Genomic DNA, 13,711 nt, shown 5'->3' on the forward strand with positions numbered 1-13,711 from the left:
CCTATCTTACAATATTTAATAATTCCTCATAACTTGAAACCACATCATAGATGTGCTGGTCATTAATCAATCCAGCTTGAGCTAACGCTTTAAAGTGAGCACGCGCACAGGCAATTTTTGCTTGCTCAGCTTGTTTTAATTGAAGACTAGACATAGAGCCTTTCGTTTCTGCAACAAAATAGATATGCTTGACACTTCCTTCACGGAAGGCAATTGCCCAGTCAGGGTTATAGTTCCCAAGCGGAGTAGCAATACTGAACTTCCCTGGTAACTTCACATAAACACGAACATCCTCGTATTGTTCCAAAGATTCTTTAAAGGTCTTCTCCGTATTTGAATCAACTTTTACAAAATTGTAAATTCCTTTTTTGGATTCAAGTAAGTGATCATCTGATCTGTTAGCAGTTTCAGGATTGTCATAAAACAAGTCCATATCATACTCTTCATTTAGCACATTATACTGGATATGCTTGATAATTTGACTTGCTTTTTGTTCATTAATAAGCTTTGAAACCTTAAGAATAAACTCTTCTGGATTCTGTTTAAACTTGTCAAATTGGTAGACATAGATTTTACTTAATATTTCCGCAACCAGCTTACGAGTTAAACCAGTCTGATCAGCAATTTCCCCTAGTAAATCATATTGGGTCATAATCTGCGAACCAGTTAGATATTCTTGTTGGCGATCATTCTCAGCCACTGTCAGATGGAGTCCTTCTTCCTTACTCATCTCAGTAGCGCTTGCTTGAGTTATATGAAAGCTTGGTTTGCTAACGACTAATTTCTCATTGATATAGTCAACCGAATGTTTTACCAACTCCGCATCATCAAATTCTACTTGGTAACTGGTCTTTCGATTGATTTGCTTCCAGAGATTTAAAAATTCTTTTCGGGCAATATTTTCTTGATTGACCTCATTTGAGAATTGAATGACTGAATGATTGGCATTTTCAATTTCATACTGTCCAGCATGATAAACGCTCTCCAATATCTCTACCAGCTTATCCTCATAACCTGCTAGTGTTTCAGATAGCTGTAACTGATGATTTTCTTTTGCAGTAAAATATTCTGTAGTTAATTGTCCTTCACGATCTATATAGCCTTGTCGAATTAAATCAAAATGAATCGAATCTGCTTGTTCCTTGGTAATACGTATTGTTTGTCCTTCTTGATTGGTTAGAACTTTATTCGCAAAAAGACTAACATCCACTTTTGCAGGACGATCTGCTAAGAGTTCTTTGATTTCTTCTTGTAGACTCCGAGCAAATTGATCATAACTTTCATTTGCAATTACTGTCAGTTTATTGATTTCATGAACATCATTTCCTAAGAGTTCAAAATCCTGACGAATTCCATTTTGGTCAACTGCTAAACGCATACCACGACCGATTTCTTGACGTTTTCGAGTCTCTGCTGAAGATTGCTTCAGCGTACAGATTTGAAAGACATTAGGATTATCCCATCCCTCTTTTAGAGCTGAGTGAGAAAATAGGAAACGAACTGGCTCTTCAAAGCTCAACAAACGCTCCTTGTCCTTCATAATCAAGTCATAGGCATCGATATCATTTGAAAGATTACTTTTCTTTTCACTGGCAGATTTATAGTCCACAAAAATGGTCTTATCTGACTTCTTCACTTTATCTACCGAAAAGTAACCAGCATGAACTGAATTTCCCTCAAGATTAGCCTCCAAATATCTACGATAAGGAGTTGGTTCCTGTGTTTGGATAAACTGATTTACTTGATTTCGGTATTCCTCTTCAAAAATCTGAGCGTATTCACCATTATAGGCATCATTATGTTCATCATATTGCTTATACTTGGCCACTTCATCGATGAAAAATAGGGATAATACTTTAATTCTTCGATTGTAAAGTTTACTTTCCTTTTCAATATGACTTTTTATGGTCTCTCGGATTTGAATTCTTCTAATACTAGACTCATCCACTTCCCCAATCACTTCACCGACATGGAGTTCCTGAGTCACACCAACTTGAAGTTTGTTTTCCCTTGCATCAAAGTGACTAAGGGTCATTCCTTGATAAGCAGATAAATTCCCTGATTCAGCGTACAAATCAAAGGGTTCTTCCACTACCTTCAATTTCCTTTTGACACCTGACTGCATTTTTACTTCAAACTCAATTTTTGCTTTGGGGGCGCCTGTTTTTTGTGGAATGATTTCTTGTAGATATAGATAGCCTTGTGTTCCAGTCGTCCCAGTTTGCTCAATAGCCTTAACCGCAATCTTCTTCACTAATTTTTGATTGTAAGCGTCCATGGCATCCAATCTATAAACCATATCATGCTTTTCTTTATGGGTAGCCGAATAACGTAGCGTAAACAATGGCTTGAAATCTTTTAGTCTTTCCTTGGTTTGTTTCCCTTCAACAGACTGAGGCTCATCGATAATCATAATCGGATTCATAGCTGCCAATACATCAATCGGACGACGCCAACGGAAACTTTCCTGTTCAGAATGAATCCGTCGCGCATCTTTACCTTTTGCATTAAAGGCTTGAGAATTGATGACCATGATTTGAAGGTCTGATGAATTGGCAAAACTATCCAAATCACCTAAACGTGAAGAATCGTAAACAAAATAGCGTGGTTGTTTGCCATACTCCATCTGAAAGTGGCTTGACATGATCTGAAGAGACTTGAGAACCCCTTCACGAATGGCTACACTTGGAACGACAATGATGAACTTGAGCCAGCCATAGCGTTTATTCAACTCCATAATTGTACGGATATACGTGTAGGTCTTCCCTGTTCCCGTTTCCATCTCTATTGAAAAATTATAAGCTTCTCGTCCAGCAATCATATCAATCGATAGTTTATCAGAAGGACGCAAACCATAACGAGTTTGCATAGTATGGACATTTTCTCGTATACTTGCTTGACTCAATTGAATCGGTGCATTTCGATAGGCGTCCAAAACCAAATCCACCTCATCTGACTTGAGACGACCTGGATCCGCCATATACTGAACTCCAGTATGTTTAGCTTGCCCTTGAAATAAATCTGCAATGGCACTCACCGCATCCAACTGAAATTGTTGTTTTTTAAATTGTAGTTTCATAATTCTATATTCTTTTTATTAAATTCACATAAACTATTTCACATCTATAACTATATTTAATAGTTACGCCATATTATATTTCTTTTTAATTTCTTTCATTTTTGATGATGTAATATCGTTAAAATACTCTTTTTCCCACTTCATTGCATCACTAAGTACAAGACAAATAGAAATAAGTCTTTGATTATCTTCTTGTATCTTTCCGTCTTCAACTTTCTTGATAGTATCTTCAAGTTCTTGAATGAATTCTATGGCTAAACTATACATTTCCTTATTAGATAAAAAATATAATTTAGTTATATTTTCATCAATTGCCTTATGTTGCTTTTTTAGATTAGAAACTGTATGATTTGCAAGTAAGTACTCCAAAGGTAGAATAAGATCACTATACAATATCATCCTTTTTTCAAATAAATTTTGTTTTAAGTTATCTTTAAAAGCATGTCTAGTAACCCAGATTGCAATACTGATAGAAACAATAATCGCAATCGAATCTACTATAATCCCTCCGATACTTATCCAATTATCAGTTGTCAGCTGATAGAACATCGCCTACACCACCTTCACTTTTGTATGAGATGATAATTCTTTAAAGATTTCACTTACGTTAATCTTATCTGCTGAATTGGCAAATGAGCTATCACGGAAAACGGCACGGAGTGGTTGTGCTTGAGCGATGTGACGGATTACTTCTTCTGATATTTCATCTTCAAAACAAGCCATGAGTGATCCCTGATCCACGTCATACACTTCTGCTCCTGCTACTTTCTCCAAATCAATGGTTAGTGACAGTTCCATCCCCCATGTCAGCATAACTTGGAAAAGTAAGTCGAGGCCAGTACGTCCTTCCTTGATATTGGATATACTATCGAAAAGATCTGTTTGAACAAATTGATCTGGACGGGCAGATACATCTTTGAAATTAGAAGAATCTAGTTTGTAAGCCTTAAATCCAAAGTCCTGCTTGCCAACCAACTCTGGATGCTCCTCCTGAATCTTGGAAACAGCACGACGAATCCGCTCACGTGAAATTTGGTCAATAGTTTCATAACCTGCATCTTTAGCAGCAGACTTTTCGGCCACTTCCTCATCCAAGGTACACAGGATAAACTTACGATTTCCACCATCTTCAGCATTCAATTGCATGACTGCATCCGCCGTAGTACCAGAACCACCGAAGAAGTCGAGGAAATATCCTGAATTAATATGTGAACCATTCTTGTATATTAAACTAATTAAATATTTAATTAAAGAAACTGGCTTTGGAAATGAAAAATAGTCTCCATTTAATAATTTTTTTAATTCTCTTGTAGCATTTTCTGAAGTGTCCACTCTATGATTAAATCGAGACAGCGTTTTAGAAGCATTATTTTGGTTAGTTAAAATTAATTGTCTTGGAGCTTCTGTTGCAGATTTTCCATCAGCATAAATTGCCCTGATAGAAAAATTCTCTGTCTTAACCCAGAAAATAGTACCTTTTTTAATTTCATCCTGAACAGTACTATCAGACCATCTAGATTTGAATTTTAATTGAAATTCATTTTCATTCCATCCATCTCTCACTACTACTGGTGATAGTAAATAATATTTTTCATCTAAAGTTTGTTTGTATTCACCATCTGCCAAATTAAACTTAACCGTTTTAGCAGGGAAGCTTAATATACTCACGTTATTACTACTGTTATATAGTGGAGCATCTTCAAATTCATCTTTAACGACTTCGACTAATCGTTCTTTCAACTGGCTATCTTGATAAAGATTTTTACTATAACAAAGTATATAATCAACATTGTTGTAACTATTTAACTTTTGACGTCCAAAATGTTGTGTCTTTTCCCAAATAAAATTAGCTACAAAATTCTCCTCCCCAAATATCTCATCACAAATGGCTTTAAGATTAGTTTGTTCATTATCATCGATAGAGATAAAGATAACACCTGAATCCTTGAGGAGATTACGCGCTAGACGGAGGCGTGGATACATCATATTGAGCCAGTCTGAGTGGTAACGAGCCGAAGTCTTTTCATTTTTTGTAAGCCCAATTACCTGGCGTCCTTCTTCATCCAAAAGTTCCATATCTTCCTTCAACTCTTCATCTGTTTTTTGGAACTTATCTGAATATACAAAGTCTTTCCCTGTATTATAGGGTGGATCGATATAAATCATATCGATTTTTCCTAGATAGGATTCTTGTAAGATTTTTAAGACTTCTAAATTATCTCCAGTAATAAAGACATTTTCACTGTTTTCAAAGTCAACACTTTCATCAAGATCTGGTCTTAGGGTTTTGGTAGTTGGTCGCCCAGCTTCTGCGATAGCTTCACGCTTTCCAACCCAAGTAAACTCATAGGATTCTCGACCATCCACAATTTCCTCTGATAAAAACTGTTTAAGCTTCTCAAAGTCAATCGCAGGACCTAATCTGCCGTATTCATCCCTTTTTTCCGTCAGAACTTCAGGAAAAAGTTGACCAATTTTTGAAATATTATCTGTAAAAACATCTTTTGAAGTGAGATTTAATTTCTCAAGTCCAGAGTTTTCACCTGTGTGCTGTGCTGTGCTGTGCTGTGCTGTGCTGTGCTGTGCTGTGCTGTGCTGTGCTGTGCTGTGCTGTGCTGTGCTGTGCTGTGCTGTGCTCATGGTAGTATCCTTTCTTAGCTTTGTCAAGCTTTTGTAATTTTAATTTTATAAAAATTTAAGTTGGCTTATTCTATTTTTGTAGTGCTTAATTTTTAATAAATTACAGCTTCATTTTATCAAAAATAGATTTTGAAATCAAAAAAGTTCCCTAATCTCAATTTCTGATTTTCCTTTGTCAAAACTTACAATCAATTTTGCTTCTTTAAAGCTTCTATTTCTTTCAATGTAGCCTGATATTCTCTTTTTATTTCTATTTGTTTTCTCATTGATTTTTCAGAGTACATCTTTTTCTTTAACTGTTGAGCCTTTTTATATAATTTATCTAATTGGTCACTGAGATCAATAGAGTTTCTAAGATTACTTGATTCTAAAACTTGTAGCTCTTTCTTACCAGTTTCTTTTACAAGACTATCATAAACATCATCTAAATCATTTCCCTCAAAGTCAATGCTTACATCATCACACGTCTGAAAGCGACGGACAATCTTAAAGTGCTTACCATCCTTTTCTTGACTTAAAGGCTCTTTATAATGAATAAGAAGTTCTTCTTGACCTTGTGGATATTTTAATACAAAAGCTGTGTAAATCCCTAATCTTATATCTAGCTGTTCTAATAAAGTGAACGAAACATCCATTTGTTCGACTTCTATTTCTAAAACCATGATTTGCTTCACCTTTTTTCCAGCAGGAATATTAGTGGTACTTGTATCAATCTGATGAGTAATTTGAATTGCTCTAATCTGTTCTCTTAATTCTTTCTTTTCTTTTACAGAAACATTAAGATTATCAAAAAAATCACTATTTCCTTTTTTATGAGGCCGATATAGAACGTGAGCTTTTGATAAGGCTGTATAGGATGGAAATTTAATCATCAGAATCTCCTTTCATCAATATGAAGAAACAAATTAACTCAAAATCATCCATTCCCTCGATGCTAGTATTCATCAAGTCAACAGATCCAAAGTTAAATAGGGCATCCATCGTTGAAATCTGATCATGTTCCATTAGTTGATTGATTGCCTCTTGAAGCAATTCGGAATAAACAACCATTTCTTTACCGTCTTTTGTTTGACGATTAAACTTGTCTACTACTTGACTTAATGGCTTACTTTGACCCCGACAAATGCTACTGAGGTGCTCCAATATTTTCTTACTTTCAGACGGAGATAACAGTAGTTCTCCATTTCTATTGATGTAGAGGATATAATATGGATGAAGCTGATTTTGATTATTTTTTCCTTTTATCTGATCTTTATTTTTTAGGACAAAAATGACACCTTCTGATTCTTTATTGGAAGCAGATAAAATAGCTTGCAAGCCCCTCGGAACCTTTTCTAACTCAGGATGTTCTTCCAAATACTTGAGAAGGTCTATGCGATAATCTTCTAATCCTAAATCCATAATGGAAATACCATCATTCATCTCCTCTAAATCGACTACTTCATCTCTAAGACGTTCTAATTGTTTTCTTCGATAATTATTATCCTCTATTTCTTCACTAGATAAAACATTATCATCTGCTGTTGAAGTCAAAACAGAAATTTTCATCCTAGATTCAACCCTAGACTTAAGATCGATATACTCATCTAACTCAAGATTTGGCCAAAAGTTAACCAATTGAATGTATTTATTTTGACTACCAATTCGATCCACACGACCAAATCGTTGAACAATACGAACGGGATTCCAGTGGATATCGTAATTAACCATCATGTCTGCATCTTGCAAGTTTTGACCTTCGGAAATCACATCTGTTGCAATTAAAAGATCAATCTCACTCTCATCACCAGGAAACAGAACATCACGAGATTTTGATTTAGGAGAGAAATAAGTTAATAAAGAATTGAGGTCTTTATTTTTAGTTTCCAAAGTTGTAGCAAAACCTTTTGTGCCTGAAATCTGAGCAGTGTAAAGACCATACTTATCCAAGACATACTGACTAATATGTTTATAAAGGTAATTCGTTGTTGTCGCAAATGCGGAGAAAATAATCAACTTTTTATTACCAGCATTGATAGGATTTGTTAGTTTCTCATCTATCAATGAAAAAAGAGTCTGCAGTTTTTGGTCTTCTTGTGGCGTTATTTTACTGATTAGATTTTCTAGCTCTGTCAATACTGCAAAATCTTGTTCTAACTCGACCTTCCAACTACGATAATCCATATCTTGTAGAGCAATACGACTTTTCTTACCAATAGAAAACTCGAAATTACTATCTTCCAAATCAAAATCATCTTCATCAAGATGAGGATTAAGAGATAAATGATCCAAGCCTGTCAATTCATATTTCTCGATAGCCTTTAAAGTCTTTTCTACATAATCTTTAACAACATCTATTAAAGTATATCGAAAAGCTGCAACAGAACTTTCTAAACGTTTGAGCAGGTTAATCATCATCAGTTTTTTGATACCTGATTCACGACCAAACTGAGTTAAATTCCCCATTACTCCTTCTTTACTTTTATCGTATTTAGCTCTCTTTGATGGGTAAATATGTATCGAAGGTTGATAGATAGTCAACTGCAGTTTATCAAGTAAGTGATATAATTTTTTATAGGTAATTCCGAGATTTGAAACTGTTAAATCGGGTTCAAAATTAAGTGGTTTTAAGCGCTGTGGAAATTCTCCAATAGCTTCTCTATCATAAAATTCCCGAATATGTTTTCTACTTCTGGCTATCGTTACACTATCTAATACTTTAAAGAAATCGAAGTCTAATGTAGATAACAGTTTATCTGTTGTTCTCTCTTCTGCAGGAAGGTCAGCCCACTTATTATAAGCAGATTGAGCGTTTCTGAAAATATCATTTATAGATGATTTTGTTTCTAATTTATTATCAATTTGATCCGTATCTCCTTCATAGGCTAGAGCAATTTGATTTTTCAAATCATTAAAACGATTATTAACAGGTGTGGCTGATAGCATGAGTACCTTTGTAGGGACACCAGACTTTATGATACGATTCATTAAACGGCTGTATCGATTTTCTCTCCCCTCAGATAAGTCATTTTCGCTAGAACCTCCATTTCTAAAATTATGGGACTCATCAATGACAACCAGATCATAAGTATGCCAATTATTTAAGGACAAATCAATTCCATTAGAGTGTCCTTTATCTCTACTGAGGTCTGTATGATAAAGGACATCATAAAGCAAATGTCTATCATAAATTGGATTATTTACATAATCATGACGATACATATTCCAGTTATTTTCTAACTTTTTAGGACAAAGTACTAAAATACGTTTGCCTCGATAAGCATAATAAGTCATGACCGCTAAAGCTGTATAAGTCTTCCCTAGACCAACCGAATCCGCTAGAATACATCCATTAAATTTTTCTAATTTAGAAATGATCGATTTCACTGCATCCTTTTGGAAATCATATAACACCCCCCAAATCTTACTTTCTTTATAACCAACCCCTTCATTTGGTAAAAAGTCTTCATTGATATCTTCTAAAAATTCATTGAATAAATTATATAGCATCACATAGTAAATGAACTCAGGTGAATGTTCTTTGTGAGCTAGGTTTAAATTCTCCAAAAACTCTTCTGTAACATCACGAAAATAATCATCTTCTTCCCAGAGATTATCAAATTCATCTAAATAATTTAAACTAAGTGGTGCATGATAGAGGTTTCTACTCGTTTTAAATAGAGAAGCTTCATATCCTAATTCTTTGCGATCAAAGTTTTTCAAACGATCTACTGCCACTACATCATCCGAATTTTCAATTCGAATACCATTTGGCATTTCATCTGTTTCAATATTAATAGACTTAAATTGCGCTTTTCTTCGGATCCAATCAGCACATTCACGAGCAATCGCTTTTTGGATCAGCTCATTCATCAATTTCAGTTCATACTTTCCACCAAAAATCGATTGTTCTCGTTCTTTTTTGGGTATCGTATACTCACGGAAATCTGTTTTGGTTTCATCTGTTATAAAAGTCGGATTTGTAAAAATAAATTTTAACTCTTCTATATTTTCCAATTCCTCTTTCAACTGCTGATAAGCAAACATAGAAAAGGTTGCTGCTGCAATCTTGACTCGGCTTTCTGATTTTAACTCTTTCTTTAATTCATCGCCAAGACGAATTGATCGATTATCAATTTCCATAATTCCTCCCTGTTAGACTATTTCTACTATTATATCATTCTTTGCAAATTCAAAATAGACCTTTTTCTTCTTTCTAAAAAAGGAAAGCCCTGCGGCCTTCCCTTGTCTTACTTACGTTTCTTCTTCGCTTTCTTCATTTTATTCGCCATGCGTTTCATAGACTGTTTCATGGCAAATTCACCGATTTTACCTTTGAGTCCACCACCAAACATCTGGCTCATATCAGGTATTCCTGCTCCTCCAAGAGCTGACAAGTCAGGCATTCCACCTTGTCCCATCATTCCTTCAAGGGCAGACATATCCATCCCTCCCATATTTGGCATATTTTTTGGAAGATTGTTTGGATTAATTCCCATCTGCTTCATCATCTTGTTCATATCTCCAGACATAACACCTTGCATGAGTTGTTTAGCCTGGTTAAAGTCTTTGATGAATTTGTTGACTTCGACGAAGGTATTTCCAGAACCAGCAGCGATACGACGGCGACGGCTCGGATTTAACAAATCTGGATTTTCACGCTCTTCAGGTGTCATTGAAGACACGATGGCACGTTTGCGCGCAATCTGGCGCTCATCCACTTTCATGTTTTGAAGGGCTGGATTGTTAGCCATACCTGGAATCATCTTGAGCAAGTCTTCCATTGGTCCCATGTTTTGTACCTGATCCAATTGATCAATGAAATCATTGAAATCAAAGGTATTTTCACGCATCTTCTCAGCCATTTCAAGGGCTTTTTGCTCATCGTATTCTTGAGAAGCTTTCTCAATCAAAGTAAGCATATCCCCCATGCCAAGGATACGACTAGACATACGGTCTGGGTGGAAGGTCTCAATGTCCGTAATCTTTTCACCTGTACCAGTGAACTTGATTGGTTTTCCAGTAATGTGACGAACAGATAGGGCAGCACCACCACGAGTGTCCCCATCAATCTTGGTAAGGATAACCCCAGTTACTTCTAACTGAGCATTGAACTCACGCGCAACATTGGCCGCTTCCTGACCAATCATGGCATCAACGACAAGCAGGATTTCATTTGGCTGAGCCAAGGCTTTCACGTCACGAAGCTCATTCATCAAAAGCTCATCAATCTGCAAACGCCCTGCCGTATCAATCAAGACATAGTCGTTATGATTGGCTTGAGCTTGTTCCAAACCTTGACGAACAATCTCAACAGCTGGTACTTCTGTTCCAAGTGCAAAGACAGGCACATCAATCTGTTGCCCCAGAGTTTTCAACTGGTCAATAGCCGCAGGACGATAGATGTCCGCCGCAATCATCAAAGGACGGGCATTTTCTTCTTTCTTGAGTTTGTTGGCCAATTTACCAGCAAAGGTTGTTTTACCAGCCCCCTGCAAACCAACCATCATAATGATTGTAGGAATCTTAGGTGACTTGATAATCTCCGCTGTATCAGAACCTAAAACAGCAGTCAATTCCTCATTAACGATTTTAATAATCTGTTGCGCAGGATTAAGGGTATCAATGACCTCATGTCCGACTGCACGCTCACGAACCTTCTTGATAAATTCCTTTACAACAGGCAAGGCAACGTCGGCCTCAAGCAAGGCCAAGCGAATTTCTTTGGTTGCTTCTTGGACGTCAGCTTCAGAGATTTTTCCTTTTTTACGTAGATTTTTAAAGACGTTCTGCAAACGTTCTGTTAAACTTTCAAATGCCATGTTTCTTCCTCTTATTCTCTATTATCAATGCTTGTTAAAATTTCTATCTGCTCCTGCAGAAAGTCATCCTTGGGATAGCGCTCCAAAATCTGGTCAAAAATCTGACTACGGACAATGTAGTCCGAGTACATGTGCAATTTCATCTCATAATCTTCCAGAATCTTTTCTGTCCGCTTGATATTGTCGTAAACAGCCTGACGACTGACACCGAACTCTTCAGCAATCTCAGCAAGGCTGTAATCATCAGCGTAGTAGAGCTCTATATAATTCATTTGCTTATCTGTCAAAAGCGCCGCATAAAATTCAAAGAGCGCATTCATACGATTGTTTTTTTCAATTTCCATAACTTTTATTATACCAAAAAATAGCCTAATCTACCACATTAGCAAGCTCATCCGAGAAGATAGCAAGCTAAATTTGAAAAAGACAAGAGACTAGCCCCAAGCAATTTCCAATTGATAGCTGGCAAAGGGATGTCCCTCTTGATTTTGTAGTTGATAGTCTAAATAGATCTTTTGTCCATCCACTTGATAACGATTCGTTTGGATGATAAACTCCTGCATCCCCATGGGTGTGGGGATATAGGCTAAACTATCACTATCCTTTAGAAAGCGCATAATAGTTTTCGGAGTGGAAAAACGGGTCATCACCAGTTCCTGACCATGAAATTTAATCACTACTTTTTCTTTTTCCTCATTATAAAAAAGCAGATAGCTATAATCTCCCTTTTCATGCACTTCAACATCATAAAGCTGGTCAATCACTTCCAACTGCTCATCAAACTGAATCGTATTTCGCATCCGAATTTTCACATCAAGTCCTCTTTCTTGTCTCTTGTCCTACTATTTTACCAAAAACTCTAGCTTTTTGCTATAATGGTCATATGAACGAAAAAGTATTCCGTGACCCAGTTCACAACTACATCCATGTTAATAATCAAATCATCTATGACTTGATCAATACAAAAGAATTTCAGCGTTTGCGCCGGATCAAGCAACTGGGAACTTCCAGTTATACCTTCCACGGTGGGGAGCACAGCCGCTTCTCTCACTGTCTAGGAGTCTATGAAATTGCACGACGTATCACGGAGATTTTTGAAGAAAAATATCCTGAAGAATGGAATCCTGCCGAGTCCCTCTTGACCATGACAGCTGCTCTCCTACATGACCTTGGGCATGGTGCTTACTCCCATACTTTTGAACATCTCTTTGATACAGACCATGAAGCCATTACTCAGGAGATTATTCAAAGTCCTGAGACAGAGATTCACCAAGTCTTACTACAAGTAGCGCCCGATTTCCCAGAAAAAGTAGCCAGTGTCATCGACCATACCTATCCTAACAAGCAGGTCGTGCAACTCATTTCCAGTCAGATTGATGCGGACCGCATGGACTATCTCTTGCGTGACTCCTATTTTACGGGAGCTTCCTATGGGGAATTTGATCTGACTCGAATCCTCCGAGTCATTCGTCCTGTCGAAAATGGAATCGCTTTTCAGCGCAATGGCATGCATGCCATCGAAGACTATGTTCTCAGTCGCTACCAGATGTATATGCAGGTTTATTTCCACCCAGCAACACGCGCCATGGAAGTTCTCCTACAAAATCTTTTGAAACGTGCTAAAGAACTTTATTCAAACAACAAAGAATTCTTTGCTCGAACTTCTCCACATCTCCTGCCTTTCTTTGAAAAAAATGTTAGCTTGACTGACTATCTGGCTCTGGATGATGGTGTGATGAATACCTACTTCCAACTCTGGATGACCAGTCCTGACAAAATACTTGCAGACCTGTCACAACGTTTTGTCAACCGCAAGGTCTTTAAATCCATTACCTTTTCACAAGAAGACCAAGACCAACTCGCTAGCATGAGAAAATTGGTTGAGGACATCGGCTTTGATCCCGACTACTATACTGCCATTCATAAGAACTTTGACCTCCCTTATGATATCTATCGTCCCGAATCTGAAAATCCGCGGACACAGATTGAGATTTTACAAAAAAATGGAGAACTGGCCGAACTCTCTAGCCTGTCTCCTATCGTCCAATCCCTTGCTGGTAGTCGCCACGGAGATAATCGTTTCTATTTCCCAAAAGAAATGTTGGACCAAAACAGCATCTTCGCAAGTATCACCCAGCAATTTTTACACTTGATTGAGAACGACCATTTTACCCCAAATAAAAACTAGAAG

The 13,711-nt window shown here is 36.8% G+C and carries 9 protein-coding genes; 1 reads left to right on the forward strand and 8 read right to left on the reverse strand.

The window, feature by feature from the left end:
• Window position 1 precedes the first annotated feature (1 nt).
• The 8 genes from ACORHU_RS05890 to ACORHU_RS05925 form a co-directional block, all read right to left on the reverse strand.
• Complete coding sequence (locus tag ACORHU_RS05890; protein WP_434363905.1) at window positions 2–3,079, reverse strand: type III restriction-modification system endonuclease; 3,078 nt, start codon at window positions 3,077–3,079, stop codon at window positions 2–4.
• A 63-nt stretch (window positions 3,080–3,142) separates the two neighbouring features.
• A complete protein-coding gene (locus ACORHU_RS05895; protein WP_285306665.1) occupies window positions 3,143–3,628 on the reverse strand; it encodes a hypothetical protein in 486 nt (161 codons plus the stop codon).
• 3 nt (window positions 3,629–3,631) lie between these two features.
• On the reverse strand, window positions 3,632–5,446 hold the full coding sequence (locus ACORHU_RS05900) for a site-specific DNA-methyltransferase (protein ID WP_285306664.1): 1,815 nt from the start codon (window positions 5,444–5,446) through the stop codon (window positions 3,632–3,634).
• Between the two features lie 461 nt (window positions 5,447–5,907).
• Window positions 5,908–6,591 (reverse strand): DUF4391 domain-containing protein, encoded by a 684-nt coding sequence (locus tag ACORHU_RS05905; protein ID WP_285306662.1) that lies wholly within the window; start codon window positions 6,589–6,591, stop codon window positions 5,908–5,910.
• The gene (locus tag ACORHU_RS05910; protein ID WP_434363908.1) at window positions 6,584–9,841 is read right to left on the reverse strand and encodes a helicase-related protein; all 3,258 of its coding nucleotides are present in this window, start codon (window positions 9,839–9,841) and stop codon (window positions 6,584–6,586) included. Before ACORHU_RS05910 ends, ACORHU_RS05905 begins: the two co-directional genes overlap by 8 nt.
• Before the next feature lie 107 nt (window positions 9,842–9,948).
• On the reverse strand, window positions 9,949–11,520 hold the full coding sequence (ffh, locus tag ACORHU_RS05915) for a signal recognition particle protein (protein WP_049531300.1): 1,572 nt from the start codon (window positions 11,518–11,520) through the stop codon (window positions 9,949–9,951).
• Between the two features lie 11 nt (window positions 11,521–11,531).
• Window positions 11,532–11,864, reverse strand: a complete 333-nt coding sequence (locus ACORHU_RS05920; protein WP_434363909.1) for a putative DNA-binding protein — start codon at window positions 11,862–11,864, stop codon at window positions 11,532–11,534.
• Window positions 11,865–11,954: 90 nt separating this feature from the next.
• Window positions 11,955–12,332 (reverse strand): DUF1934 domain-containing protein, encoded by a 378-nt coding sequence (locus ACORHU_RS05925; RefSeq protein WP_285306659.1) that lies wholly within the window; start codon window positions 12,330–12,332, stop codon window positions 11,955–11,957.
• A 71-nt stretch (window positions 12,333–12,403) separates the two neighbouring features.
• On the opposite strand from ACORHU_RS05925, the gene ACORHU_RS05930 reads away from it, so the two are divergent.
• Window positions 12,404–13,708, forward strand: a complete 1,305-nt coding sequence (locus ACORHU_RS05930; protein ID WP_153197084.1) for an HD domain-containing protein — start codon at window positions 12,404–12,406, stop codon at window positions 13,706–13,708.
• Window positions 13,709–13,711 lie beyond the last annotated feature (3 nt).

It is taken from the genome of Streptococcus sp. KHUD_015 (assembly GCF_051106265.1).
In the GTDB taxonomy this organism is placed as follows: domain Bacteria; phylum Bacillota; class Bacilli; order Lactobacillales; family Streptococcaceae; genus Streptococcus.

What these genes read in the sequence shown, in the direction of transcription:
- ACORHU_RS05905 (WP_285306662.1), bottom strand. Translation starts at nt 6,591, where the DNA reads ATGATTAAATTTCCATCCTATACAGCCTTATCAAAAGCTCACGTTCTA.
- ACORHU_RS05920 (WP_434363909.1), bottom strand. Translation starts at nt 11,864, where the DNA reads ATGGAAATTGAAAAAAACAATCGTATGAATGCGCTCTTTGAATTTTAT.
- ffh (WP_049531300.1), bottom strand. Translation starts at nt 11,520, where the DNA reads ATGGCATTTGAAAGTTTAACAGAACGTTTGCAGAACGTCTTTAAAAAT.
- ACORHU_RS05895 (WP_285306665.1), bottom strand. Translation starts at nt 3,628, where the DNA reads ATGTTCTATCAGCTGACAACTGATAATTGGATAAGTATCGGAGGGATT.
- ACORHU_RS05930 (WP_153197084.1), top strand. Translation starts at nt 12,404, where the DNA reads ATGAACGAAAAAGTATTCCGTGACCCAGTTCACAACTACATCCATGTT.
- ACORHU_RS05890 (WP_434363905.1), bottom strand. Translation starts at nt 3,079, where the DNA reads ATGAAACTACAATTTAAAAAACAACAATTTCAGTTGGATGCGGTGAGT.
- ACORHU_RS05910 (WP_434363908.1), bottom strand. Translation starts at nt 9,841, where the DNA reads ATGGAAATTGATAATCGATCAATTCGTCTTGGCGATGAATTAAAGAAA.